The 24,846-nt window shown below is 51.3% G+C and carries 22 protein-coding genes; 14 read left to right on the forward strand and 8 right to left on the reverse strand.

Annotated elements, in window-relative coordinates; genetic code table 11:
• Nucleotides 1-21: 21 nt before the first annotated feature.
• Nucleotides 22-1,272, reverse strand: coding sequence for an NADP-dependent isocitrate dehydrogenase (gene icd, locus OGW13_RS21800; protein ID WP_043000943.1), 1,251 nt, complete (start codon nucleotides 1,270-1,272; stop codon nucleotides 22-24).
• A 171-nt stretch (nucleotides 1,273-1,443) separates the two neighbouring features.
• Between icd and rluE the strand changes: the two genes are divergently transcribed.
• The 5 genes from rluE to purB are packed head-to-tail and all read left to right on the forward strand — an operon-like array spanning nucleotide 1,444 to nucleotide 5,787.
• Entirely contained in the window at nucleotides 1,444-2,109 is a 666-nt protein-coding gene (gene rluE / locus OGW13_RS21805) for a 23S rRNA pseudouridine(2457) synthase RluE (RefSeq protein WP_061070223.1), read from the forward strand.
• 3 nt (nucleotides 2,110-2,112) lie between these two features.
• The gene (locus tag OGW13_RS21810) at nucleotides 2,113-2,574 is read left to right on the forward strand and encodes an NUDIX hydrolase (protein WP_044265517.1); all 462 of its coding nucleotides are present in this window, start codon (nucleotides 2,113-2,115) and stop codon (nucleotides 2,572-2,574) included.
• A 54-nt stretch (nucleotides 2,575-2,628) separates the two neighbouring features.
• The gene (gene mnmA / locus OGW13_RS21815) at nucleotides 2,629-3,735 is read left to right on the forward strand and encodes a tRNA 2-thiouridine(34) synthase MnmA (protein ID WP_044254911.1); all 1,107 of its coding nucleotides are present in this window, start codon (nucleotides 2,629-2,631) and stop codon (nucleotides 3,733-3,735) included.
• Nucleotides 3,736-3,771: 36 nt separating this feature from the next.
• Nucleotides 3,772-4,413, forward strand: coding sequence for a high frequency lysogenization protein HflD (hflD, locus tag OGW13_RS21820; RefSeq protein ID WP_042320078.1), 642 nt, complete (start codon nucleotides 3,772-3,774; stop codon nucleotides 4,411-4,413).
• Between the two features lie 3 nt (nucleotides 4,414-4,416).
• The gene (gene purB, locus OGW13_RS21825) at nucleotides 4,417-5,787 is read left to right on the forward strand and encodes an adenylosuccinate lyase (RefSeq protein WP_043000947.1); all 1,371 of its coding nucleotides are present in this window, start codon (nucleotides 4,417-4,419) and stop codon (nucleotides 5,785-5,787) included.
• 300 nt (nucleotides 5,788-6,087) lie between these two features.
• On the opposite strand, the gene OGW13_RS21830 is transcribed toward purB, so the two are convergent.
• Complete coding sequence (locus OGW13_RS21830) at nucleotides 6,088-7,398, reverse strand: AppA family phytase/histidine-type acid phosphatase (RefSeq protein ID WP_222168063.1); 1,311 nt, start codon at nucleotides 7,396-7,398, stop codon at nucleotides 6,088-6,090.
• A gap of 610 nt (nucleotides 7,399-8,008) precedes the next feature.
• Here OGW13_RS21830 and iraM point away from each other — a divergent pair.
• From iraM to roxA, 5 genes are all read left to right on the forward strand, one after another.
• Nucleotides 8,009-8,338 carry an anti-adapter protein IraM gene (gene iraM, locus OGW13_RS21835; RefSeq protein WP_072185388.1) on the forward strand — a complete coding sequence of 110 codons (330 nt, stop codon included), beginning with the start codon at nucleotides 8,009-8,011 and terminating at the stop codon, nucleotides 8,336-8,338.
• Between the two features lie 620 nt (nucleotides 8,339-8,958).
• Nucleotides 8,959-9,882 (forward strand): lipid A deacylase LpxR family protein, encoded by a 924-nt coding sequence (locus OGW13_RS21840; protein WP_235188502.1) that lies wholly within the window; start codon nucleotides 8,959-8,961, stop codon nucleotides 9,880-9,882.
• Nucleotides 9,883-10,943: 1,061 nt separating this feature from the next.
• Nucleotides 10,944-11,615 (forward strand): two-component system response regulator PhoP, encoded by a 672-nt coding sequence (phoP, locus tag OGW13_RS21845; protein ID WP_287116501.1) that lies wholly within the window; start codon nucleotides 10,944-10,946, stop codon nucleotides 11,613-11,615.
• The gene (phoQ, locus tag OGW13_RS21850; protein ID WP_043000952.1) at nucleotides 11,615-13,078 is read left to right on the forward strand and encodes a two-component system sensor histidine kinase PhoQ; all 1,464 of its coding nucleotides are present in this window, start codon (nucleotides 11,615-11,617) and stop codon (nucleotides 13,076-13,078) included. The genes phoP and phoQ overlap by 1 nt, the downstream gene beginning before the upstream one ends.
• Before the next feature lie 96 nt (nucleotides 13,079-13,174).
• Nucleotides 13,175-14,296 carry a [50S ribosomal protein L16]-arginine 3-hydroxylase gene (roxA, locus tag OGW13_RS21855; protein WP_058587938.1) on the forward strand — a complete coding sequence of 374 codons (1,122 nt, stop codon included), beginning with the start codon at nucleotides 13,175-13,177 and terminating at the stop codon, nucleotides 14,294-14,296.
• A 103-nt stretch (nucleotides 14,297-14,399) separates the two neighbouring features.
• On the opposite strand, the gene pepT is transcribed toward roxA, so the two are convergent.
• Complete coding sequence (pepT, locus tag OGW13_RS21860; protein WP_043000954.1) at nucleotides 14,400-15,626, reverse strand: peptidase T; 1,227 nt, start codon at nucleotides 15,624-15,626, stop codon at nucleotides 14,400-14,402.
• A gap of 372 nt (nucleotides 15,627-15,998) precedes the next feature.
• Here pepT and potA point away from each other — a divergent pair, with 372 nt between their 5' ends.
• Genes potA through potD form a run of 4 tightly spaced genes read left to right on the forward strand, consistent with a single transcriptional unit; the run spans nucleotide 15,999 to nucleotide 19,807 of the window.
• Nucleotides 15,999-17,135, forward strand: coding sequence for a spermidine/putrescine ABC transporter ATP-binding protein PotA (gene potA / locus OGW13_RS21865; protein WP_043000955.1), 1,137 nt, complete (start codon nucleotides 15,999-16,001; stop codon nucleotides 17,133-17,135).
• The gene (potB, locus tag OGW13_RS21870; RefSeq protein ID WP_287116469.1) at nucleotides 17,119-17,976 is read left to right on the forward strand and encodes a spermidine/putrescine ABC transporter permease PotB; all 858 of its coding nucleotides are present in this window, start codon (nucleotides 17,119-17,121) and stop codon (nucleotides 17,974-17,976) included. The genes potA and potB overlap by 17 nt, the downstream gene beginning before the upstream one ends.
• Complete coding sequence (gene potC, locus OGW13_RS21875) at nucleotides 17,973-18,764, forward strand: spermidine/putrescine ABC transporter permease PotC (RefSeq protein ID WP_043000957.1); 792 nt, start codon at nucleotides 17,973-17,975, stop codon at nucleotides 18,762-18,764. Before potB ends, potC begins: the two co-directional genes overlap by 4 nt.
• Entirely contained in the window at nucleotides 18,761-19,807 is a 1,047-nt protein-coding gene (potD, locus tag OGW13_RS21880; protein WP_044254924.1) for a spermidine/putrescine ABC transporter substrate-binding protein PotD, read from the forward strand. Before potC ends, potD begins: the two co-directional genes overlap by 4 nt.
• Nucleotides 19,808-19,843: 36 nt before the next feature.
• Here the strand turns inward: potD and cobB are convergent, their stop codons facing one another.
• From cobB to lolC, 5 genes are all read right to left on the reverse strand, one after another.
• On the reverse strand, nucleotides 19,844-20,665 hold the full coding sequence (gene cobB, locus OGW13_RS21885) for a Sir2 family NAD+-dependent deacetylase (RefSeq protein ID WP_287116470.1): 822 nt from the start codon (nucleotides 20,663-20,665) through the stop codon (nucleotides 19,844-19,846).
• Nucleotides 20,666-20,680: 15 nt separating this feature from the next.
• Complete coding sequence (gene nagK, locus OGW13_RS21890; protein WP_043000960.1) at nucleotides 20,681-21,592, reverse strand: N-acetylglucosamine kinase; 912 nt, start codon at nucleotides 21,590-21,592, stop codon at nucleotides 20,681-20,683.
• An 89-nt stretch (nucleotides 21,593-21,681) separates the two neighbouring features.
• Nucleotides 21,682-22,926 (reverse strand): lipoprotein-releasing ABC transporter permease subunit LolE, encoded by a 1,245-nt coding sequence (gene lolE / locus OGW13_RS21895; protein WP_043000961.1) that lies wholly within the window; start codon nucleotides 22,924-22,926, stop codon nucleotides 21,682-21,684.
• Complete coding sequence (gene lolD / locus OGW13_RS21900; protein ID WP_043000962.1) at nucleotides 22,926-23,627, reverse strand: lipoprotein-releasing ABC transporter ATP-binding protein LolD; 702 nt, start codon at nucleotides 23,625-23,627, stop codon at nucleotides 22,926-22,928. Before lolD ends, lolE begins: the two co-directional genes overlap by 1 nt.
• The gene (gene lolC / locus OGW13_RS21905) at nucleotides 23,620-24,819 is read right to left on the reverse strand and encodes a lipoprotein-releasing ABC transporter permease subunit LolC (protein WP_043000963.1); all 1,200 of its coding nucleotides are present in this window, start codon (nucleotides 24,817-24,819) and stop codon (nucleotides 23,620-23,622) included. The genes lolD and lolC overlap by 8 nt, the downstream gene beginning before the upstream one ends.
• Nucleotides 24,820-24,846 lie beyond the last annotated feature (27 nt).

The following is a 24,846-nucleotide window of genomic DNA, read 5'->3' on the forward strand; positions in this document are numbered from 1 at the left end:
TAGATTTAACAATTATCGCTATTACATATTCGCGATGATCGCGTCACCAAACTCTGAACATTTCAGCAGTTTAGCGCCTTCCATCAGACGTTCGAAGTCATAGGTCACGGTCTTCGCGGCAATCGCGCCTTCCATACCTTTAACAATCAGGTCTGCGGCTTCGAACCACTGCATGTGGCGTAACATCATCTCAGCGGACAGGATGATAGAGCCCGGGTTCACTTTGTCCTGGCCGGCGTATTTCGGCGCCGTACCGTGCGTTGCTTCAAACAGCGCACACTCGTCACCGATGTTAGCGCCAGGGGCGATACCAATACCACCTACCTGTGCTGCCAGGGCGTCAGAAATGTAGTCACCGTTCAGGTTCATACAGGCAATCACATCGTATTCCGCCGGGCGCAGCAGGATCTGTTGCAGGAACGCATCAGCGATCACATCTTTGACCACGATCTCTTTGCCGGTATTTGGATTCTTGATTTTCATCCACGGGCCGCCATCGATCAGTTCAGCGCCGAATTCGTCACGCGCTAACTGGTAACCCCAGTCTTTGAACGCGCCTTCGGTGAACTTCATGATGTTGCCTTTATGCACTAGGGTCAGAGAGTCACGGTCGTTAGTGATTGCATATTCGATCGCCGCGCGAACCAGACGCTTGGTCCCTTCTTCGGAGCATGGTTTGATACCGATACCGCAGTGTTCAGGGAAGCGAATTTTCTTCACGCCCATCTCTTCACGCAGGAATTTGATCACTTTTTCCGCATCTGCAGAATCCGCTTTCCACTCAATACCGGCGTAAATGTCTTCTGAGTTTTCACGGAAGATAACCATGTCGGTCAGTTCCGGATGTTTAACCGGGCTTGGAGTGCCCTGATAGTAACGAACAGGACGCAGGCAGACGTACAGGTCAAGTTCCTGACGCAGCGCAACGTTCAGAGAGCGAATACCGCCACCGACTGGGGTAGTCAGCGGGCCTTTAATCGCCACGCGGTAGTCACGAATCAGATCCAGGGTTTCAGCTGGCAGCCAGACGTCCTGGCCGTATACCTGGGTAGATTTCTCACCGGTGTAAATTTCCATCCAGGAGATTTTACGCTCGCCTTTATAGGCTTTCTCGACAGCGGCATCGACCACTTTCAGCATGGCAGGGGTTACGTCAACACCGATACCGTCGCCTTCGATAAACGGGATAATCGGATTCTCAGGAACGTTGAGTTTGCCGTTTTGCAGGGTGATCTTCTTACCTTCCGCCGGAACAACTACTTTGCTTTCCATTCACCTCTCCTTCGAGCGCTTCTGGTTTGCTCGTCTGTCATCGCGCTGCATGTGCCTTTGCGTCCTGCTGCACGACTGCGTTAGAGCAATTTTTTGTTAATGTTTTGTAATGAGCATGTCAATACTACCCTAATGTTCGCTGCCATGAAAGACACTCGTTATTAGGCTATAATGCGGCAATTGATAAGATCTGAAAATACCATGCAAAAAACTTCTTTTAGAAATCACCGGGTTGAGCGATTCAGCCAACGACAAGTCACTAAGCCCCGGAAAGAAAACCAGCCAAAACGCGTGGTTTTGTTCAATAAACCTTACGATGTTTTGCCACAATTTACCGACGAGGCCGGACGCCGCACGTTAAAAGATTTTATTCCTGTGCAGGGCGTATATGCCGCAGGTCGTCTCGACAGAGACAGCGAAGGGTTGCTGGTGCTCACCAATGACGGCGCATTGCAGGCGCGTCTGACACAACCCGGCAAGCGCACCGGGAAAATTTACTATGTACAGGTGGAAGGCGAACCGACAGTGGAAGCGCTGGAAGCGTTGCGCAATGGCGTGACGCTGAACGATGGTCCTACCCTGCCCGCAGGAGTTGAGATCGTCGAGGAACCTGAGTGGCTGTGGCCGCGCAATCCGCCGATTCGCGAACGTAAAAGCATCCCCACCGCCTGGCTGAAAGTGACCTTATATGAAGGACGTAACCGCCAGGTGCGGAGAATGACCGCGCATGTTGGCTTCCCCACGCTGCGCCTGATCCGCTATGCGATGGGTGATTACACCCTGGGAAACCTGAGCAACGGTGAATGGCGGGATGTCACTGATCAAAAGAAAGGATAAATCATGTTCAAACCGCACGTCACGGTCGCCTGCATCGTCCATGCAGAGGATAAGTTTTTAATTGTTGAAGAGACCATCAACGGTAAAGCGCTGTGGAACCAGCCCGCCGGACATCTGGAAGCCGACGAAACGTTAGTCCAGGCCGCCACGCGTGAACTGTGGGAAGAGACCGGCATCCAGGCGCAGCCTCAGCACTTCATTCGCATGCATCAGTGGATTGCGCCGGACAATACGCCGTTTTTGCGTTTCCTGTTTTCGATTGAACTTGCCAATATGTGCGACACCGAACCCCATGACAGCGATATCGACTGCTGCCGGTGGGTGAGCGCCGACACCATCCTTACCGCCCCAAACCTGCGTTCTCCGCTGGTTGCCGAAAGTGTTCGTTGCTATCAAAACGGCGTGCGTTACCCACTGGAGACGATCGGCGCATTTAACTGGCCGTTTACAGAGGGTGTCAACTAAAAGGGGTGCGTGATAGAATACGCCGCCTTGAAGTTCAATGTCGTGAGTATTCCAATGTCAGAAAGCCCAAAAAAAGTGATCGTCGGCATGTCCGGCGGTGTCGATTCCTCCGTTTCCGCCTGGCTGTTGCAACAACAGGGTTATCAGGTAGAAGGCCTGTTCATGAAGAACTGGGAAGAGGACGACGGTGAGGAATATTGCACAGCGGCCGCCGATCTGGCTGACGCTCAGGCCGTTTGCGACAAGCTCGGCATTGAACTGCATACCGTAAACTTTGCCGCAGAATACTGGGATAACGTCTTTGAGCTCTTCCTTGAAGAGTACAAAGCTGGCCGTACGCCGAATCCGGATATTCTGTGCAATAAAGAGATCAAATTTAAAGCCTTCCTGGAGTTCGCTGCAGAAGATCTGGGCGCTGATTATATCGCTACCGGGCATTATGTCCGCCGGGCAGATGTCGACGGCAAAAGTCGCCTGCTTCGCGGCTTAGATAGCAATAAAGATCAGAGCTACTTCCTCTACACGCTGGGCCATGAGCAGATCGCACAAAGTCTGTTCCCGGTCGGCGAACTGGAAAAACCGCAGGTGCGCAAAATTGCCGAAGACCTGGGACTGGTTACCGCGAAGAAAAAAGATTCTACCGGCATTTGCTTTATCGGCGAACGTAAGTTCCGCGAATTTCTGGGCCGTTATCTGCCAGCGCAGCCGGGTAAAATCATTACCGTGGACGGCGAAGAGATTGGTCAGCATCAGGGGCTGATGTACCACACGCTAGGTCAGCGTAAAGGTCTGGGCATCGGTGGCACCAAAGAAGGCACGGAAGATCCGTGGTATGTGGTGGATAAAGACGTTGAGAACAACATTCTGGTGGTCGCTCAGGGTCATGAGCATCCGCGTCTGATGTCCGTCGGCCTGATTGCGCAGCAACTACACTGGGTTGATCGCCTGCCGTTCACCGGCACAATGCGTTGCACAGTGAAAACCCGCTACCGCCAGACTGATATTCCGTGCACCGTCAAAGCGCTGGACGCCGAACGCGTAGAAGTGATGTTTGACGAGCCGGTTGCCGCCGTCACGCCGGGCCAGTCAGCGGTCTTCTATAACGGCGAAGTGTGCCTCGGTGGCGGTATTATCGAGCAGCGACTGCCCCTGCCGGTATAATTATTCTTAACAGACTGATACAAGGAAGCAGTGACCGTGGCAAAGAATTATTATGACATCACCCTCGCACTGGCTGGGATCTGCCAGTCTGCACGCCTGGTGCAACAACTGGCGCACCAGGGACATTGTGATGCCGATGCGCTCCACGTCTCACTGAACAGCGTTATCGATATGAACCCCAGCTCAACGCTGGGCGTGTTCGGCGGCAGCGAGGCGAATCTGCGTCTCGGCCTGGAAACCCTGCTCGGCGTACTGAATGCCAGCAGCCGTCAGGGGCTGAACGCGGAATTGACCCGCTACACGCTAAGTCTGATGGTACTCGAGCGTAAACTCACCGCCGCCAAAGGTGCTCTGGATACACTGGGCGAGCGGATCAACGGCCTGCAACGCCAGCTCGATCACTTTGATCTGCAATCCGAAACGCTGATGAGCGCGATGGCCGGAATTTATGTCGATGTCATCAGCCCGCTCGGTCCGCGCATTCAGGTGACCGGTTCCCCTGCTGTATTGCAGAGCCCGCAGGTACAGGCCAAGGTTCGCGCCTCGCTTCTGGCCGGCATTCGCGCTGCCGTGCTCTGGCACCAGGTTGGCGGTGGACGTCTGCAGCTCATGTTTTCTCGTAATCGCCTGACCACTCAGGCAAAACAAATTCTTGCTCATTTAACCCCGGAGTTGTGATCTATGGAATTATCCTCACTGACCGCCGTTTCCCCTGTCGATGGACGCTACGGCGATAAAGTCAGCGCGCTGCGCGGGATTTTCAGCGAATACGGTTTGCTGAAATACCGCGTACAGGTAGAAGTACGCTGGCTGCAAAAACTGGCCGCGCACGCAGCGATCAAGGAAGTTCCTGCTTTTGCTGCCGACGCAATCGGTTTCCTCGACGCTATCGTCGCGAACTTCAATGAAGAAGATGCCGCGCGTATTAAAACTATCGAGCGCACCACCAACCACGACGTCAAGGCGGTTGAGTATTTTCTGAAAGAAAAAGTGGCGAATGTGCCGGAACTGCATGCAGTATCCGAATTCATTCACTTTGCATGCACCTCGGAAGACATCAATAACCTGTCTCACGCGCTGATGCTGAAAACCGCCCGCGATGAAGTGGTGCTGCCTTACTGGCGTCAACTGATCGACGCGGTCAAAGATCTGTCCGTACAGTATCGCGACATTCCCCTGCTCTCCCGTACCCACGGCCAACCGGCTACGCCGTCAACGCTGGGTAAAGAGATGGCCAACGTCGCTTATCGTATGGAGCGTCAGTTCCGCCAGCTTAATCAGGTGGAAATTCTCGGTAAAATCAACGGTGCCGTCGGCAACTATAACGCCCACATCGCCGCTTACCCGGAAGTAGACTGGCATCAGTTCAGCGAAGAGTTCGTCACCTCGCTGGGTATCCAGTGGAACCCGTACACCACACAGATCGAGCCGCACGACTACATTGCCGAACTGTTTGACTGCATCGCCCGCTTTAACACCATTTTGATCGATTTCGATCGTGACGTCTGGGGCTACATCGCGCTGAACCACTTCAAACAGAAAACCATTGCCGGTGAGATTGGTTCTTCCACCATGCCGCACAAAGTGAACCCAATCGACTTCGAAAACTCCGAGGGCAACCTGGGTCTGTCTAATGCGGTATTGCAACATCTGGCGAGCAAACTGCCGGTTTCCCGCTGGCAGCGCGATCTGACGGACTCCACCGTTCTGCGTAACCTGGGTGTGGGTATCGGCTATGCACTGATCGCCTACCAGTCCACGTTGAAAGGGGTGAGCAAGCTGGAAGTGAACCGCGACCATCTGCTGGACGAACTGGATCATAACTGGGAAGTACTGGCAGAACCGATCCAGACTGTGATGCGTCGTTACGGTATTGAAAAGCCGTACGAAAAGCTGAAAGAGTTAACCCGTGGAAAACGTGTCGACGCGGAAGGCATGAAGCAATTCATCGACAGCCTGCCGCTGCCGGATGACGAGAAAACCCGCCTGAAAGCCATGACTCCGGCCAATTATATTGGTCGAGCCATCACCATGGTGGATGAGCTGAAATAATCACTTGCCCGGTGACACGACGTCACCGGGCCGACTTTCGCGCATGGCTCGCGCCGCCCCCGGCACGTCCCTTCCCCGGTTTACGAAATATTGATCCCCACAACACCATCATCAGCACAAACTACGCAGACATAAAACAGTATCAAAACAAAACATTATATTAATACCGAGACATTAGAGAAGGATTTGCTCCCAAATCCTGCCCCAAAATGCGCACCTGAAATTCCCAAAACTTCGCTTTTAAACGTTCACCTGTTTGCCACTACCGTTCTTAATCTCCCTATTCTCTACGAATTATATTTAACGGGTTACATCAGCCATCACTGCACATTGTGGAATACGTGCTGTCTGCACAATGTCAATAAAATGCTTTAATGGACACATACCCTCAGGATTTTTATCCTGACAAGAGGGCAACGTAAGCACAATCTTGTTTGGGAGAGACGAAGATGAAAAAGGTTTAAACTCACGCATTTGTTGAATAGTCTGATAAACAAACGAAATTTGAATCCAGTCAGTGTTATCACTCACTCGCGTCCATCTTTCGAAAACCAGCTCCCCGCCAGGAGGTGTATTATCTGGCTGCCCAGGTAGAGACCAGTTAAGATCAAATACCCCACTGAGATTTGCAAGATTGGTATCATGACCAGCAATAAACAATAATGAGACGGGTAATTTAATTCCGTAATGATTTTCTGTTGACCCATCACTCACTAATGCTTCGCTGATCAAATCGAGTAATGGTGTTGCTCTGCTGCGGGCAACTTCGGGAGTTCTTTGCAAAAGGTCAAACTGAGCATTATGCAGACTTAATAATGCTGTCCATTCTTTCTCCCCGTGAATTCGTCCCCACGCAACCTCTGGCATTCCCTGCGCCTCTTGCAATAGAAATATTTCCGTCAGCATGGAAGAAAGACTCCACGCGCCAGATAATGCAACGTTATCCGCAGAAACCCTGAGTTCTGAAGGTAAGGTTCCTGGTAGCGTGCAACCAGACTGGCTTGCTGATCGGCATGCTGCTGACCGGGAGAAATTGAGAACCTGTTCCAGAGTACGGAATGCAGAGTCATAACGCTGAGTGTACCGTTCAATGTTTCCTTCGGCACGTGTCAGAATCGCTTCCTGAGTTTTTTGTACATTAAAAGCGCACACCCCCATTTTTACTGGATTAAAAAGAGGATCTTTTTTATCGTGATCTTTTTGATAATGAACCTTATTTTTACATCCCGGCGCAAATCCAGCCAGAAATGCCTCACCGGTTTTACGAGTGCGCTGATCGGTATCGGCAATAACTGCCACCTGTTCTGGTGACGGACATACGTTACTTTCCAGAACGCCGTTATCGATTAATACTTTTTGTTGATATCGTCCCATTTCGGTGACGAGCTCACCACCCCGAGCCGTCAACCAGCCCAGGGGAACATCCCATTGCGGCCAATGGTAAGGTGTGATTTCCTGCATCAATGGGGTGAACTTTGTTGGTGCTCTTACACCGTGGCGACTTACTATCACAACTCGTTCAAGCTTCATGTCATCTGGCACTTCCGCCTGTAATGGGAAAGAACCAAACATGAATATAAACATTATTAATCGAAAAAGTAGCGTATTCATTGCCAGCCAACCTTATAGTTAATGAACCATAAATAGTTAACATAGGGATTACTGTATAATCATCTTATCACATAAACATTCATCCCACGCCACTATTCCAATGAACCTCATCGCATAAGAAAGAGAGACCACTACCAGGCCGACGCCGTTATTTTTCACTACGCGAAAGCCTTCTTCCATTAGCGCCCACGAGAGACATAACCACGACTTAACGTGATAACTGGCCTCCCAGGTACAAGATGATTTGTACTAGTCATAATAATCGACCTTCAACATACAGGCTGTATCACCATCTCTAAAGAAAAGGATAAGGCATGTCACTATGCACAATGACAAATAGGGGTATCACAGATTAAATAATTCCCTCTCACCCTGAAAAAATCTATGTTTATAATTTGACCACCAATTTTATAAAGACTTATAAAAAAGAAATACAAATATTAAAAAAGTGAAACAAAAAGATTCAACAAAAGATCGTTATAATAATAAAATCAATAACTCACGAACAAAAACAAAATCAAAAAAAATGATCTTTTTCAATGAGTTATCAAAAAACAACTACACTTTTCATCTATGAAAAATTGTCATTAGTAATGTTAAGGTCTCTAATATGGAATGGTTAGTTGTTGACACTATTGTCTGTTCTTCGAGTGGAATTTCATTTTCAATCCTCTGGTGTAAAATAAAGCTTATTATTTGGTATGAATCTGATGTTTTCCTTCCTCCAGGTTCCAGTGTCTCGCAGACTGACTCAGGGATTTACATTGACGGGAAATTTTTTCCATTGACAATTTATAACGTCACTCCCTTTAACAAGATCTTCTGGAAAATAATCGAGTGCAGCAATGAATGTCCTGGAAGGCAAAGCATTAAAGGAGCCCAATGTACAAGTGCTCTACACTGCAGAATAGCCATTTGTCCGTACGGATTGATAAAATAGTGTGTTCTCATAGTCATGTTACACTCTATCATCACGCAAAAAAGAAACAAAATGATAATAATATGCAAAGATCAGCATAATTAGCCTATGACACATTGAATAAACCTTCGTTATTTATTACAGTGTTCTTGCGAAATTCAGATGTGTTTAATATTCTTCCCAATGGTTTACCGCATAGCAATATGCGGTTTTTTTTGCATAAAAAAGCATAACCAAAATGAACATATTCATTGCAGTAGAGTCGATGACATGCATCATATCCCGCGCTTCAGGACAGGAATAACACTCATTTATCTTTCTGTTTTACAGAAAAAAGAAAGCAATACACTACCCGTAAAAACGCACAACTTCATCAAGAACATCCCATATATGCAATAAATACGGAAGAGTTTTTCAAAAGTGCATGACTGTTCATATCCATTTCTCATGAAAAAACTTTTACCACATATAAGCCATATAAAGCGATAAAAAAATAACACATTAACCATATTTTATTGCAGAGAGGAAGGTGTTTATTTTATGTTAATTTATGAAAGAAGTAATACCTGGCCGATTAAAAAAGGGAAATTCTCAGGAGGCTGCTTATGAATAAATCATTAACCCGCATTGCGTTATTCACAATGTTTTTCATGACACCTGTTGTTCAGGCTGATAGCATCGCATTATCATTATCAAATGATGACGCAGGTATCTTTCAGCCTGCGCTTAACAAAATTTATAGTCATAAAGATGAAGCTCGCGATGATTATACACAAGGTCTCTTCCTGGGTTATAGCCATGATGTTACAGACTCAAGCCAGTTATCGTTTCATATCGCACAAGATATTTACTCACCATCAGGAGACAACAAGCGGTTACCGACAGCAATAACCGGAGACAGAGCTTTTAGTGCCTTTCTGTACACGGGTGTTGAATGGAATTCTGTAGCAAATAGCTGGTTTCGCTATCGCCTGGGGACAGACGTCGGCGTGATTGGACCAGATGCTGGCGGTCAACAAGTCCAGAATAAAGCTCATCAAATGATTAATGCTGAAAAATATCAAGCATGGGATGATCAAATCGAAAATCGCTATGGGTATACGGTTAAAGGAATGCTATCGCTGACTCCTGATGTGGATATCCTGGGAACGAATGTTGGTATTTATCCAGAAATATCCGCGGTAAGCGGAAATCTTTTTGAATATGTAGGATACGGTGCAACGCTTGCCATAGGCAATGACAAAACCCTGAACTCAGATAACGGGTATGGTCTGCTTGCGACTCGTGGGTTAATGCATACATCAAAAAATGATGGTTTAATATACAAGATATTTGCCGGGATGGAACGTCGGGAAGTTGACCGTAACTATACATTACAAGGAAAAACGCTTCAGACCCGAAATGAAACCGTCTCCCTTAATCATACCGTTGATGAATATCGCATCGGAGCCACTTTAGGTTATTCTCCGGTCGCTTTCACCTTATCTTTTAATCGTGTATCACCGGAGTTTAAAACTGGAAAAGATTATTCATTTGTCAATGGTTCTGTGACCTTCCTCTTTTAATCATCCGCCAAAACATAACGATAAGTATCTGCGGGGCTGTCGCTGATAAGTGGCAGTCCGCACACTTTTATATGCTTTCCGCCCTCACCGCGACCTATAATCCATGGAGATACAGGTGAGGTTTCCCGATAAGTTTCACTCCCTCAGTTATCTGTGAGAAAGATTAAGTGACCGCGAATACTATAACCTGACCGTACATTTCCCCGGACAGTCCTGTCCATCATGCCTGTCCGTCTGCATGGCAATATAGGGTAACCCTGCAATGCCAGAATTCATCAAAAAAGGTCGCTCCCCTTCAACAGTAAATAAACAAATGGCAGTTTTATCGTAAATGCTGAAGCTTGCGAACAGAAGTCAGTTTATATTACATGCACCTTATGAGGGGGTATCGAGGCTCCAGCTCGTTAAAGCAGATCCCGATCCACTTTTACTTCATGAGTATCAGGCGCTGATCTTGGCACTTCCCCACAAACTTGCCTTCATCATTATAGTGGCAGCACACACGGGGATAAGACCAGGGGAAATATGTGCGCTGGCCTGGGAGGATGTAGACCTGAAAAAGGTGAGATCCATGTATCCAGAAACCAGACGAATAAACATTTGTGTGTTCCGCCCATAACGGTTGCTGGCATAAGAACGTCGCGTTGTCTTTATCCCCGGATCGGGCTCATATACTAAAGAAGGTTTCTTTTCCAAATACTCGATTTCCTGTGGCGGGAAACGTGGTACTAAACTTTCAGGTATCAGGGAGAGAAATGCCTGTCAGTCACGGCATACTTATGCTGGCTGGATGCTGATAGCCGTAGCGAATCCTTCATTCATTGCCCCGCCAGATGGGGCATGAAGATGCTCGCATGGTGTGTGAGGTTTATTCTACGTGGATTGGTGACATAAACCAGGACCAGGTCAGCCTGCGGAATAATCAAATGCCAACAGCATTGCTCCAGGGATTCTCCCAAGGGCGGGGCCTGATAAAAAAGTCATTTAATTTCATTGTGCTGGTTTCAACTTACATAATCAGCGTTAAACTATTCATACCGTAAATAGAGTGAGAAAAGATGATGCGTGTACTGGTTGTTGAGGATAATGCGTTATTACGTCATCACCTGAAAGTTCAGCTTCAGGATGCCGGACATCAGGTTGACGACGCCGAAGATGCCAAAGAGGCCGATTATTACCTTAACGAACACTTGCCTGACATCGCTATCGTCGATTTGGGTCTTCCGGATGAAGATGGACTTTCACTGATCCGCCGCTGGCGGAGCAATGACGTTTCTCTCCCGGTTCTCGTCCTCACCGCCCGTGAAAACTGGCAGGACAAAGTGGAAGTGCTGAGCGCAAGTGCAGATGATTACGTCACCAAGCCGTTCCATATTGAGGAAGTCGCCGCGCGGATGCAGGCGCTGATGCGCCGTAACAGCGGCCACGCTTCGCAGATTATCTCTATTCCACCTTTTCAGGTTGATCTCTCGCGCCGCGAACTCTCGGTCAATGATGAAGTGATCAAACTGACCGCGTTTGAGTACACCATCATGGAAACGCTGATCCGCAATAATGGCAAAGTGGTCAGCAAAGACTCGCTGATGTTGCAGCTGTATCCGGACGCCGAGCTACGTGAAAGCCACACTATCGACGTGCTGATGGGCCGCCTGCGTAAAAAAATACAGGCGCAGTATCCGGATGAAGTCATTACCACTGTGCGGGGTCAGGGATATCTTTTTGAATTGCGCTGATGAATAAACTGTTGCGTCATCTTTTTCCGTTGTCACTGCGCCTGCGTTTTCTGCTGGCCACCGCAGGCGTAGTGCTGGTGCTTTCTCTGGCCTATGGCATGGTTGCGCTGGTCGGCTACAGCGTGAGTTTCGATAAGACCACGTTTCGTCTGCTGCGCGGCGAAAGTAATCTCTTTTATACGCTTGCAAAATGGGAAGGTAATAAGATCCACGTCGAACTTCCCGAGCACCTCGACATGCAGAGTCCCACGATGTCGTTGATCTATGATGAGAACGGCAAACTGCTGTGGGCCCAGCGTAACGTCCCCTGGCTGGTCAGACTGATTCAGCCCGACTGGCTGAAAAGTAATGGTTTTCATGAAATAGAAGCCGACATCAGCGCCAGCAGCTCGCTGCTCAATGACGATCACTCCGTTCAGGAACGATTGAAAGAGGTTCGGGAAGATGACGACGACGCCGAAATGACCCACTCGGTGGCGGTTAACGTCTACCCGGCTACCGCGCGCATGCCGCAACTGACGATTGTGGTGGTAGACACCATTCCGATTGAGCTTAAACGCTCGTATATGGTCTGGAGCTGGTTTATTTATGTGCTGGCTGCCAACCTGTTGCTGGTCATTCCCCTGCTCTGGGTGGCGGCCTGGTGGAGTTTGCGCCCCATTGAGGCACTGGCTCGTGAGGTGCGCGAACTGGAAGAACACCACCGCGAACAGCTTAACCCTGCAACGACGCGGGAATTGACCAGCCTGGTGCGTAACCTGAACCGCCTGTTGAAAAGCGAGCGCGAACGTTATGACAAATACCGCACCACGCTGACCGATCTCACCCACAGCCTGAAGACGCCGCTCGCCGTGCTGCAAAGTACGTTGCGTTCGATGCGTAGCGATAAGATGAGCGTCAGCGAGGCAGAACCGGTAATGCTCGAACAGATCAGCCGGATTTCACAGCAAATCGGCTACTATCTGCATCGCGCCAGTATGCGCGGCGGGGGTGTCCTGCTAAGCCGCGAACTGCATCCGGTCGCACCGCTACTGGATAATCTCACCTCGGCGCTGAACAAAGTGTATCAGCGTAAAGGCGTGAACATTAGCCTCGATATCTCACCGGAAATCAGCTTTGTCGGCGAGCAGAACGATTTTGTCGAGGTGATGGGCAACGTGCTGGATAATGCCTGCAAGTACTGTCTCGAGTTTGTTGAGATTTCTGCCCGCCAGACCGACGATCATCTGTACATCGTGGTGGAAGATGACGGTCCAGGGATCCCACTCAGCAAGCGCGATCTGGTCTTTGACCGCGGTCAACGCGTGGATACGATGCGTCCGGGGCAAGGCGTAGGACTGGCGGTGGCGCGAGAAATTACCGAGCAATACGATGGCAAAATCGTTGCCAGCGACAGCCTGCTCGGCGGTGCACGTATGGAAGTCATTTTTGGACATCAACAGCCGGGGCCGAAAGACGACTAAACCAAAATGTAATAAATATGAGCCAACTGCACGCATCTGGTTAAGCATCCGTTATAATCGGTGACAGATACCCGCCCCAGCCTGTGGAAGCTCAATATGGAATACCAATTAACACTCAACTGGCCCGAATTTCTTGAACGTCACTGGCAAAAGCGCCCAGTGGTGTTAAAACGCGGCTTTAATAACTTCATCGATCCCCTCTCCCCTGACGAACTGGCAGGGCTGGCGATGGAAAGTGAAGTCGATAGCCGCCTGGTAAGCCATCAGGATGGCAAATGGCAGGTAAGCCATGGTCCGTTCGAAAGCTATGACCATCTCGGCGAGAATAACTGGTCGTTACTGGTGCAGGCGGTGAACCACTGGCATGAGCCAACCGCCGCGCTGATGCGCCCCTTCCGCGCCCTGCCTGACTGGCGTATCGACGATCTGATGATCTCATTCTCGGTCCCTGGCGGCGGCGTAGGTCCCCATCTCGATCAGTATGATGTGTTTATCATTCAGGGAACCGGTCGTCGTCGCTGGCGCGTGGGTGAAAAGTTGCAGATGAAGCAGCACTGCCCGCATCCGGACCTGCTGCAGGTCGATCCTTTTGAAGCCATCATTGATGAAGAACTGGAGCCGGGCGATATTCTCTACATTCCGCCAGGATTCCCGCATGAAGGCTATGCGCTGGAAAACGCGATGAACTATTCCGTCGGTTTCCGCGCGCCAAACACCCGTGAACTGATCAGCGGGTTTGCCGACTACGTCCTGCAACGTGAGCTGGGCAGTACTTATTACTGCGACCCGGACATGCCGTCGCGTGAGCATCCTGCTGACGTCCTGCCGCAGGAGATGGACAAACTACGCACTATGATGCTGGATCTGATTAATCAGCCAGAGCATTTTAAACAGTGGTTTGGCGAGTTTATCTCCCAGTCGCGTCATGAACTGGATATTGCGCCGCCAGAGCCGCCATATCAGCCTGATGAAATCTACGATGCCCTGAAACAAGGCGATGTACTGGTGCGTCTGGGGGGGTTACGGGTACTGCGTGTGGGTGATGACGTTTATGCCAACGGCGAGAGAATTGATTCTCCGCACCGTCCGGCGCTGGAAGCCCTTGCCAGTCATATCGTGCTGACTGCAGAGAACTTTGGTGACGCGCTGGAAGATCCATCGTTCCTCGCGATGCTGGCAGCCCTGGTTAACAGCGGGTACTGGTTCTTCGAAGGGTAACATTGAAACGATGCCGGATGGCGGCGCTAACGCGTCTTATCCGGCCTACGGTTCACATGTCCTGTAGGCCAGATAAGCGTCGCGTCAACTGGCATCAACCACGCTACGACCGCTTCGCCGTTAATTCGGCAATCCGCACAATCACCTGCACCGCTTTTTCCATCCCTTCCAGCGTCACAAACTCATGCTTGCCATGATAGTTGTAGCCGCCAGTGAACAGATTCGGGCACGGTAATCCCATGAAAGAGAGCTGTGCGCCGTCGGTACCGCCGCGAATCGGCTTCATATCTGGTTGAATATCGCAGTCACGCATCGCCTGCTGTGCGATATCCAGAACATGCGGATGCTCAACCACTTTTTCGCGCATATTGTAATAACTGTCTTCAATCACCAGTTCAATATAGCAGTCCGGATGCAGCCCCTTCCCGACCTTCCTGGCAATCTCCATCATCTTACGTTTGCGCGCTTCAAACTGTTTGCGGTCGAAGTCGCGAATGATGTAGTGCATATCGGCGCGATCCACGGTGCCTTTCATGCTCGCCAGATGGTAGAAGCCCTCATATCCTTCGGTCATTTCCGGGCTTTCATCCGCAGGAACCTCGGCGTGAATACGCGCCGCCAGCGATAATGCGTTGACCATCACGCCTTTTGCCGTCCCCGGATGCACGTTATTGCCGACGATTTTGATATTCACCGAAGCGGCATTGAAGTTCTCAAACTCAAGTTCACCCACGCCGCCGCCGTCGACGGTATAGGCCCATTTGGCGTCAAAGGCTGCTACATCAAAGTGTTTCGCCCCTTTGCCCACCTCTTCGTCCGGTGTAAAAGCGACGCGAATATCGCCATGCGGAATATTTTTATGCTTCAGTACCGCCAGCGCGGTCATGATTTCCGCCACACCCGCTTTGTCGTCCGCCCCCAGCAGCGTTTTGCCGTCGGTGGTGATCAGCGTTTGACCAAGCAACTGATGCAGCACCGGGAACATCACCGGCGACAACACTTCATCACCAATGCCCAGCGCGATATCACCGCCGCGATAGTTCTCCACGATCTGCGGATTTACGTGCTTACCGCTGAAATCCGGTGAGGTATCCACATGGGAAATGAAGCCAATAGCAGGGATATCGCCAGGGACATTCGCCGGCAACGTTGCCATCAGCGTCCCTTTGTCACTTAACGTCACATTGACCAGCTCCATCTCTTCGAGCTGCTGTTTGAGCAAATTTAATAACTTCCACTGTCCCTCGGTACTGGGAACCTGTCTCACACCCGCTTTCGATTGGGTATCCAATGAAACGTAGTGTAAAAAACGCTCAAGTAGTTTATCCATGCAGTCACCCTCACTATTTGTGACAACATTATCAGTAAGCCACAAAAGACAAATATTGCGTCAGGTCACTTTTATCCCCGCAAACGAGAATATTTCGCTTCCGGACCCCTTTATTCAGGAAATATATACACAAAAGCGTACAGGATGCATCGCGGCGGCAAGCGCATGAATCCCCCAGGCGCGAACAAACCGTACGTGACTGGGGTATGTGAGTGCAGTCTACAAACAGGCAGTCTGAAGGATGAAGTGTAGAGTAATTAGCAACAAACATTGGCGATGACAACGGTTTGCCGTAGAATTACGGCCCTCATTAAGAGTCACCAAGGTGGTCAACCACAAACCCCGCTTCGGTCAGCCATCCGTTGCGTCTACATGGGACAGAGTAAAAAATTGAATAAACAACCGCGTTCGCTTTCACCGCTGGTTCTTTTGTCAGGTATCAGCAAAAGCTTCGATGGAAAAGAGGTCATTTCTGAACTGGATTTGACAATCAATAATGGCGAGTTCCTCACGCTGCTTGGCCCTTCTGGCTGCGGTAAAACAACCGTTTTGCGCCTGATTGCCGGTCTGGAAACCGTAGATTCCGGGCACATCATGCTCGATAACGAGGATATCACTCACGTACCGGCAGAAAACCGTTATGTGAATACCGTCTTTCAAAGCTATGCGCTATTCCCCCACATGACTGTTTTTGAAAATGTGGCCTTCGGTTTGCGTATGCAGAAAACCCCTGCAGCCGACATCACGCCACGCGTACTGGAAGCCCTGCGGATGGTGCAACTGGAAGAGTTTGCACAGCGTAAACCACATCAACTTTCCGGCGGCCAACAGCAGCGCGTAGCGATTGCCCGTGCTGTGGTCAATAAACCCCGCCTGTTGCTGCTGGATGAATCCCTCTCCGCGCTGGACTATAAGCTGCGAAAGCAGATGCAGAACGAACTGAAAGCCTTGCAGCGTAAGCTCGGCATCACGTTCGTGTTCGTGACGCACGATCAGGAAGAAGCCCTGACCATGTCCGATCGCATCGTCGTGATGCGCGATGGGCGCATCGAACAGGACGGCACGCCGCGTGAAATTTACGAAGAGCCGAAAAACCTGTTCGTCGCCGGATTCATTGGCGAAATCAATATGTTTAACGCCACGGTGATCGAGCGTCTGGACGAACAGCGCGTTCGTGCTAACGTCGAAGGCCGTGAATGCAATATCTACGTCAACTTCGCCGTTGAGCCAGGACAGAAACTGCACGTTCTGTTACGCCCGGAAGATTTGCGCGTGGATGAAATCAACGATGACAACCACATTGACGGCCTGATCGGCTATGTCCGTGAACGTAACTATAAAGGTATGACGCTGGAGTCGGTGGTTGAACTGGAAAATGGCAAGATGGTGATGGTCAGCGAATTCTTCAACGAAGATGACCCGGACTTTGACCACTCTCTCGACCAGAAAATGGCCATTAACTGGGTAGAAAGCTGGGAGGTCGTACTGGCTGATGAAGAACACAAGTAAATTCCAGAATGTGGTGATTGTCACTATCGTCGGTTGGCTTGTGTTGTTTGTCTTTCTGCCCAACCTGATGATCATTGGTACCAGCTTTTTGACCCGCGACGATGCCAGCTTCGTCAAAATGGTCTTTACGCTGGACAACTACGCGCGCCTGCTCGATCCGCTCTATTTTGAAGTGCTGTTGCACTCGTTGAATATGGCGCTGATCGCCACCCTCGCCTGCCTCGTGCTCGGCTATCCATTTGCCTGGTTTCTGGCGCGACTGCCAGAGAAAGTCCGCCCACTGCTGCTATTTCTGCTGATTGTTCCCTTCTGGACCAACTCGCTGATCCGCATCTACGGGCTGAAAATTTTCCTTAGCACCAAGGGTTACCTGAACGAGTTTCTGCTTTGGCTCGGGGTGATCGATACGCCGATGCGCATTATGTTTACCCCGAGCGCAGTCATTATTGGTCTTGTGTATACCCTGCTGCCGTTTATGGTGATGCCACTGTATTCCAGCATTGAGAAACTCGACAGACCGTTGCTGGAAGCGGCAAAAGATCTGGGTGCCAGTAAATTGCAGACCTTTATTCGGATCATCATTCCGCTGACCATGCCAGGGATTATTGCGGGCTGCCTGCTGGTAATGCTGCCCGCGATGGGACTGTTCTACGTCTCCGATCTGATGGGCGGCGCGAAAAACCTGCTGATCGGTAACGTGATTAAAGTTCAGTTCCTCAATATCCGCGACTGGCCGTTTGGTGCCGCAACCAGCATTACCCTGACGATTGTGATGGGCCTGATGCTGCTGGTTTACTGGCGCGCCTCCCGATTGCTGAACAAAAAGGGAGAACTCGAATGATCGGTCGTCTGCTTCGCGGCGGTTTCATGACCGCTATCTACGCGTACCTGTATATTCCGATCATTATTTTGATTGTGAACTCCTTTAACAGCTCGCGCTTTGGCATTAACTGGCAGGGCTTTACCACCAAATGGTATAGCCTGCTGATGAACAACGATAGCCTGCTGCAGGCGGCGCAACATTCGCTGACGATGGCGATTTTTTCCGCAACGTTCGCCACCGCTATCGGGTCGTTAACGGCCGTGGCGCTGTATCGCTACCGTTTTCGCGGCAAGCCGTTCGTCAGCGGGATGCTGTTTGTGGTCATGATGTCGCCGGATATCGTGATGGCGATTTCACTGCTGGTGCTGTTTATGCTGCTGGGCATTCAGTTGGGCTTCTGGTCACTACTGTTCTCACATATCACCTTCTGCCTGCCTTTCGTGGTTGTGACGGTCTATTCGCGGCTGAAGGGGTTTGACGTGCGGATGCTGGAAGCAGCAAAAGATCTGGGTGCCAGCGAAATGACTATCCTGCGTAAAATCATTCTGCCATTAGCGATGCCAGCAGTCGCCGCTGGCTGGTTGTTGAGCTTTACCCTGTCGATGGACGATGTGGTGGTTTCGTCGTTCGTCACCGGGCCGGGTTATGAAATTCTACCGTTGAAGATCTACTCAATGGTGAAAGTCGGCGTTTCACCGGAGGTGAATGCGCTGGCGACCATTCTGTTGGTGTTATCGCTGGTTCTGGTGATCGCCAGCCAACTTATTGCTCGTGATAAAACTAAAGTTCAGGGGACGTTAAAATGAAAAAATGGTCACGCCACCTGCTCGCGGCAGGCGCTCTCGTCATGGGAATCAGCGCTGCGCACGCGGACGACAGTAAAACACTCTATTTCTACAACTGGACCGAGTATGTTCCGCCAGGACTGCTGGAACAGTTCACTAAAGAGACCGGCATCAAGGTTATTTACTCGACCTACGAGTCGAATGAAACCATGTACGCCAAGCTCAAAACGTACAAAGACGGCGCATATGACCTGGTCGTGCCATCGACTTACTATGTCGATAAAATGCGTAAAGAAGGCATGATTCAGAAGATTGATAAGTCGAAGTTATCCAACTTCAACAATCTCGATCCGGAGATGCTGAACAAGCCGTTCGATCCCAACAACGACTACTCCATTCCGTACATCTGGGGCGCGACGGCCATTGGCGTGAACAGCGACAGCATCGACCCGAAAACCGTCACCCGTTGGGCTGACCTGTGGAAACCGGAATACAAAGGCAGTCTGCTGCTGACCGACGATGCGCGCGAAGTGTTCCAGATGGCGCTGCGTAAACTGGGCTATTCCGGCAACACCACCGATCCTAAAGAGATTGAAGCAGCCTATAACGAGCTGAAAAAGCTGATGCCTAACGTTGCCGCGTTTAACTCCGACAACCCGGCGAATCCGTATATGGAAGGCGAAGTGAATCTGGGGATGGTGTGGAACGGCTCTGCCTTCGTCGCCCGTCAGGCCGGTACGCCGCTGGAAGTAGTCTGGCCGAAAGAAGGCGGGATCTTCTGGATGGACAGCCTTTCAATTCCGGCAAACGCCAAAAACAAAGAAGGCGCGCTGAAGTTGATCAACTTCCTGTTGCGCCCGGATGTGGCGAAAGAAGTGGCGGAAACCATCGGCTATCCGACGCCAAACCTGGCGGCACGTAAGCTGTTAAGCCCGGAAATCGCCAACGATAAATCACTCTATCCGGATGCAGAAACCATCAGCAAAGGCGAATGGCAGAACGATGTAGGCTCCGCCAGCACGATCTACGAAGAGTATTATCAGAAGCTAAAAGCAGGACGCTAATCCAGCAAAAAGGCCCGGAAAATCCGGGCCTTTTTATTACAAACCTTTCAATAACTTCTCCACAAACTCAGGTACAACCTGGCTTGCCGGACCGTAATATTTTTCTTCAAACTCACTGCCGACCTGGCTTGGTTCCAGATTCAGCTCAAACGTATGCGCGCCATGCAGCTTCGCTTCGTGGACAAAACCAGCCGCCGGATAAACGTGTCCGGAGGTGCCGATGGCGATAAAAACATCCGCCATGGCCAGCGCCATATAGATTTCATCCATCCCGAGCGGCATCTCACCAAACCACACCACGTGCGGACGCAGCGGCGCAGGAAACTGGCAGCAGTGACATTTATCTTCCGGCGTCACATCGCCCGTCCACTCCAGAATTTGTCCGCTCTGCGAGCAGTGCACTTTCAACAGCTCGCCATGCATATGGATGATGTTCTGGTTACCCGCCCGCTCATGCAGGTTATCGATATTCTGTGTCACCAGCAAAAAGCGGTCGCCCAATGCCTCTTCCAGCTTTGCCAGCGCGATGTGCGCCGGATTAGGCTGGATTTCAGGCTGCTGCAATTGCCGACGGCGGGCATTATAGAATGACTGCACCAGCGCGGGATTACGGGCAAAGCCTTCCGGCGTCGCCACATCTTCAACCCGGTGTTCTTCCCACAGTCCATCAGCAGCGCGGAAGGTACGAATACCAGACTCCGCGGAGATCCCTGCCCCTGTAAGCACCAAAACTCTTGGTTTTTCCATCACTTCCGGTACCACTCTGTCTCTGAAAAAGATCCGTTGACGAAGGCGTTCGCGCAGATGGCGTTTGTTTTTCCGAAATCGACTTAACCGATGACCCCGACGCGACAGCATAGCAACCTCTTTTGATTAATCGGTAAGATGTAAGAATGCAGCACCACGCATCCCACCGGCATCACCATGTCGTGCTCGCTCAATGCGGGGCACTCGTGCCACGGGAAGCAGATGACGCGGTAGTCTGTCCGCCAGATCGGTGGTAATGGCGGTAAAATTCGACAATCCGCCGCCGATGACGACCAAATCCGGATCGACAATAGTCAGGATATTTCCCAGACACACCGCCAGCAAATCCAGATAACGCTCAACATGCGCCCGCGCCTGTTCATCGCCTTGCTCCCACAGTGAAATGATTTCAGGCGCCTGTAACGGTTGATGATAATAATGCTGATACAACCAGGCAAATCCTCGCCCGGACAGATAATTTTCAATACAGCCGAGTTGACCGCAGCCACAGCGGCGCAACGGGAAATCGAGACCCATCAGGGTGAGCGCATCGACCGGCAGACGCATATGACCAAACTCGCCGGTAATGTAACTGCGCCCGGTAATCGGTTTTCCGTTGAGGATTAAACCGCCGCCCACCCCGGTGCCCAGAATCAAGCCCATCACCAGCGGATAGCGGGTGAATTCATCATCCCAGGCTTCAGACAGGGCAAAACAGTTTGCATCGTTGTCGAGACGAACGTCGCGATCAAGGCGCGCGCTAAGATCGGCGCGCAGGGGTTTGCCACTGGCAGCAGGGACATTCGCGGCGTACAGCGTGCCATCTTCGGTTTCCGGCATTCCGGGGATGCCAATGCCCACCGAACCTTTCACGCCAAAACGCTGATCGGCTTCCGCCACCAGCCCGCAAACAGCCTCTAAAAAAGCGTCATAGCTGTCGCGCGGCGTGGGAACACGCTTTTCCCACCGTAATTTCCGCTCGTTGTCAAAGACGCCTAGCGCAATTTTTGTCCCACCAATATCAAACCCGTAATACATTGCCGCTCCTTGTTTTATACACTTCATCCTTCAGGCGGCCGCTGTTCTGGTCACAGGGAGGTTGTTGTGTATCTCTCACGCAATTATGGTTACTGGCCGCTAAGTACTCTTGCAGGATCGATGTTACTGGCGCGCCGCGCCGGATACCAACTCGCCAACAAACTCAGCAACAGTGCGGTGACCAGCACGTAAATCACATCCAGCCAGTGCAATTCGGATGGCAGGAAGTCGATAAAATAGATATCCCCGGAAAGGAACTGATGGCCGATCAGCGTTTCGATGCCGTTAATGATTGGCGTCAGCTGTAGCGAAACCACCACACCAATGACCACGCCGATCAGGCTGCCGAACAGTCCTGCCAGCAAACCGTACCAGACAAAAATGGCGCGGATCAGGCCATCTTTCGCCCCCAGCGTTCTTAATACCGCAATATCGCCACTCTTGTCTTTTACCGCCATCACTAATGTTGAGACAATGTTAAAACAGGCGACACCGATCACCAGCACCATCGCCAGATACATAATGGCGCGAATCATCTGGATATCGCGGTACATATAGCCATAGGTGCCAATCCAGCTCTTGATGTAAACATAGCTGTTGGTCACTTCACCAGCATCACGCACCAGTTTGTTGGCGTTGAAAACGTCGTTGACCTTCAGCGCGATGCCGGAAACCGTATTGTTCATCTCCAGATACTGCTGGGCATCGGCCATCGGGATCATCGCGAAGCTGTGATCCAGTTGACCGCTTAACTGCAAAATGCCAGCAACGTGTAGCCGCACGCGTTTCGGCTGCATCAGCTTATGATCGGCATTTGAATTGGGGATCATGATGGAGACCCAGTCCCCCTGCTTCACCTTCAGCGCGTCTGCAACGCCCTTACCGATAATGATTTGTTGTTCACCAGCTTTAAAATCAGCCCAGGCGTTATTCTGCACAAACGAGGGCAACGCGCTCAAACGCTGTTCCTGCTGCGGATCCACGCCTTTTACCTGAATAGCGCGCAAATTCGCCCCGCTCTCCACCAGTCCGGTAAAGTTGATGTACGGCGCTGCGGCGGTAATACCCGGCACCTTTTGTACCTTCTCCAGCGCGTCGCGCCAGTTGGTCCACGGTTGATTAACCGCTTCAATCTCGCCGTGCGGCACCACGGCCAGAATGCGGTTGTTCAGCTCACGCTCAAAGCCGTTCATCGCGCTCAGGCCGACGATCAGAACCGCCACCCCCAGCGCGATACCGATAGTCGAGATCACCGAAATCAGCGATACCATACCGCTGCGCCGCCGTCCCCGGCTAAAGCGCAGACCGATTAATAACGATAAAGGCGAGGCCATTACTCCGCCCCCATCAGGCTCAGTTCTGCCGTCAGGCGTCCGTCACGCATTTCCAGTTGGCGACTCATGCGCTTCGCCAGTTGCAGATCGTGAGTGACGACCAGAAACGCGGTGCCCTGCGAGCGGTTCAATTCGCCCAGAAGCTGGAAGATGCTGTCGGCGTTGCGCGCATCCAGATTACCGGTTGGTTCATCCGCCAGCACCAGTCGCGGGTTGTTGACCAGCGCGCGGGCAATCGCCACGCGCTGACGCTCACCGCCGGAGAGTTCAGACGGACGATGGCTGGCACGATGATCCAGCCCTACCGCTTTCAGCATTTCACGCGCCCGTGCGTTAATTTCAGCCGGTTTGTGTTTGCCAATCAGCAGCGGCATCGCCACGTTTTCCAGCGCGGTGAAATCCGGCAGCAGGTGGTGGAACTGATAAATAAAGCCGAGCTTCTGATTACGCAGCTCCGCTTTCGCCGCCGACGACAGTTTACTCATCGGCTGACCGCTAAAAATGACATCGCCGGAGGTCGGGGTATCCAGCCCGCCCAGCAGGTGCAACAACGTACTTTTGCCGGAGCCGGAGCTGCCGACAATCGCCATCATTTCGCCTTCGCCCACGCTGAAGCTGACATCGTGCAACACGTCGGTTTGCACGGAACCTTCCTGATAGCGTTTGCACAGTTTGTCGCATTGCAACAGGATCTTATTCATAACGTAAAGCCTCAGCGGGTTGAGTAGCGGCAGCGCGCCAGGAAGGATAAAGCGTGGAAAGCAACGCGATGGCCATTGCCACCAGCGCAATGACGATAACTTGCAGCGGCTCGATCGCCACCGGCAGCGCCGCACCGTCCAGCAGGATACCGATCACCGGCATCAGGGTATTGAGCTGACTGGCCAACAGCGCACCCAGCGCGGCACCCAGCAGCGCGCCAATAATCCCGGCGCTGGCCCCCTGTACCATAAAGACCATCATGATCTGTCGCGGCGTCAGCCCCTGCGTTTGCAAAATAGCCACTTCTCCCTGCTTCTCCATCACCATCAGACCCAACGAGGTAATAATATTGAACGCGGCAACCGCTACGATCAGGCTCAACAGCAGCCCCATCATGTTCTTTTCCATCCGCACGGCCTGGAACAGTTCGCCTTTACGCTCGCGCCAGTCCTGCCATTTCGTCCCTTCCGGCAACGTCTGCTGACTGAGCGAGTCCACCTTCAGCGGCTCATTCAGCCACAAACGCCAACCGGTGATATTCCCGGCCGGGTAGCGCATGATGCGCGAGGCGTCCTGAATATTGGTCAACATCTGGTAACCATCGACTTCACTGTTCGCTGCAAAGGTGCCGATCACGGTAAACAGACGCTGGCTTGGCAGACGGCCCATCGGCGTGAACTGACTGGCAGACGGCACCATCACGCGGATCTGATCGCCACGATTAACCCCCAACTGGCCTGCGAGCTGCTCACCGAGGATGACATTATACTTACCTGGCTGCAGATCGGTTTGCTTCACATTGACCAGATACGGCGTAAGCGGATCTTTTTGTGCCGGGTCGATACCCAACATCACCCCGACCGCCACGCTGCGCGCGCTTTGCAGCACGACATCGCCGGTTGTCAGCGGCGCAATACGATTGACACCGTTCAGTTTTACAGCGCTTTCCGGCAGTTGCTGTGGATTCAGAGAGCCTTGTTCCGCAGAAAGGATGGCCTGGGGCATCAACCCCAGGATGTTATTTTGCAGTTCACGTTCAAAACCGTTCATCACTGACAAAACCGTGACCAGCGCCATCACCCCAAGGGTAATGCCGATGGTGGAAAGCCAGGAGACAAAGCGACCGAAGCGATCTGCTGCACGCCCGCGCATGTAACGCAGGCCGATGAATAGAGCGACAGGTTGGTACATGAAATCCGTCTGGTTGCTGTTAGCAAA

This window comes from Citrobacter sp. Ca225 (assembly GCF_030337175.1).
In the GTDB taxonomy this organism is placed as follows: domain Bacteria; phylum Pseudomonadota; class Gammaproteobacteria; order Enterobacterales; family Enterobacteriaceae; genus Citrobacter_A; species Citrobacter_A amalonaticus.

Bases quoted from the DNA above. Each gene is read 5' to 3' on its own strand.
- potD (WP_044254924.1), top strand. From the start codon at position 18,761: ATGAAAAAATGGTCACGCCACCTGCTCGCGGCAGGCGCTCTCGTCATG.
- icd (WP_043000943.1), bottom strand. From the start codon at position 1,272: ATGGAAAGCAAAGTAGTTGTTCCGGCGGAAGGTAAGAAGATCACCCTG.
- roxA (WP_058587938.1), top strand. From the start codon at position 13,175: ATGGAATACCAATTAACACTCAACTGGCCCGAATTTCTTGAACGTCAC.
- OGW13_RS21830 (WP_222168063.1), bottom strand. From the start codon at position 7,398: ATGAATACGCTACTTTTTCGATTAATAATGTTTATATTCATGTTTGGT.
- phoQ (WP_043000952.1), top strand. From the start codon at position 11,615: ATGAATAAACTGTTGCGTCATCTTTTTCCGTTGTCACTGCGCCTGCGT.
- lolD (WP_043000962.1), bottom strand. From the start codon at position 23,627: ATGAATAAGATCCTGTTGCAATGCGACAAACTGTGCAAACGCTATCAG.
- pepT (WP_043000954.1), bottom strand. From the start codon at position 15,626: ATGGATAAACTACTTGAGCGTTTTTTACACTACGTTTCATTGGATACC.
- potA (WP_043000955.1), top strand. From the start codon at position 15,999: ATGGGACAGAGTAAAAAATTGAATAAACAACCGCGTTCGCTTTCACCG.
- potC (WP_043000957.1), top strand. From the start codon at position 17,973: ATGATCGGTCGTCTGCTTCGCGGCGGTTTCATGACCGCTATCTACGCG.
- rluE (WP_061070223.1), top strand. From the start codon at position 1,444: ATGCGGCAATTGATAAGATCTGAAAATACCATGCAAAAAACTTCTTTT.
- lolC (WP_043000963.1), bottom strand. From the start codon at position 24,819: ATGTACCAACCTGTCGCTCTATTCATCGGCCTGCGTTACATGCGCGGG.
- nagK (WP_043000960.1), bottom strand. From the start codon at position 21,592: ATGTATTACGGGTTTGATATTGGTGGGACAAAAATTGCGCTAGGCGTC.
- iraM (WP_072185388.1), top strand. From the start codon at position 8,009: ATGGAATGGTTAGTTGTTGACACTATTGTCTGTTCTTCGAGTGGAATT.
- cobB (WP_287116470.1), bottom strand. From the start codon at position 20,665: ATGCTGTCGCGTCGGGGTCATCGGTTAAGTCGATTTCGGAAAAACAAA.
- phoP (WP_287116501.1), top strand. From the start codon at position 10,944: ATGCGTGTACTGGTTGTTGAGGATAATGCGTTATTACGTCATCACCTG.
- OGW13_RS21810 (WP_044265517.1), top strand. From the start codon at position 2,113: ATGTTCAAACCGCACGTCACGGTCGCCTGCATCGTCCATGCAGAGGAT.
- purB (WP_043000947.1), top strand. From the start codon at position 4,417: ATGGAATTATCCTCACTGACCGCCGTTTCCCCTGTCGATGGACGCTAC.
- mnmA (WP_044254911.1), top strand. From the start codon at position 2,629: ATGTCAGAAAGCCCAAAAAAAGTGATCGTCGGCATGTCCGGCGGTGTC.
- lolE (WP_043000961.1), bottom strand. From the start codon at position 22,926: ATGGCCTCGCCTTTATCGTTATTAATCGGTCTGCGCTTTAGCCGGGGA.
- potB (WP_287116469.1), top strand. From the start codon at position 17,119: ATGAAGAACACAAGTAAATTCCAGAATGTGGTGATTGTCACTATCGTC.
- OGW13_RS21840 (WP_235188502.1), top strand. From the start codon at position 8,959: ATGTTTTTCATGACACCTGTTGTTCAGGCTGATAGCATCGCATTATCA.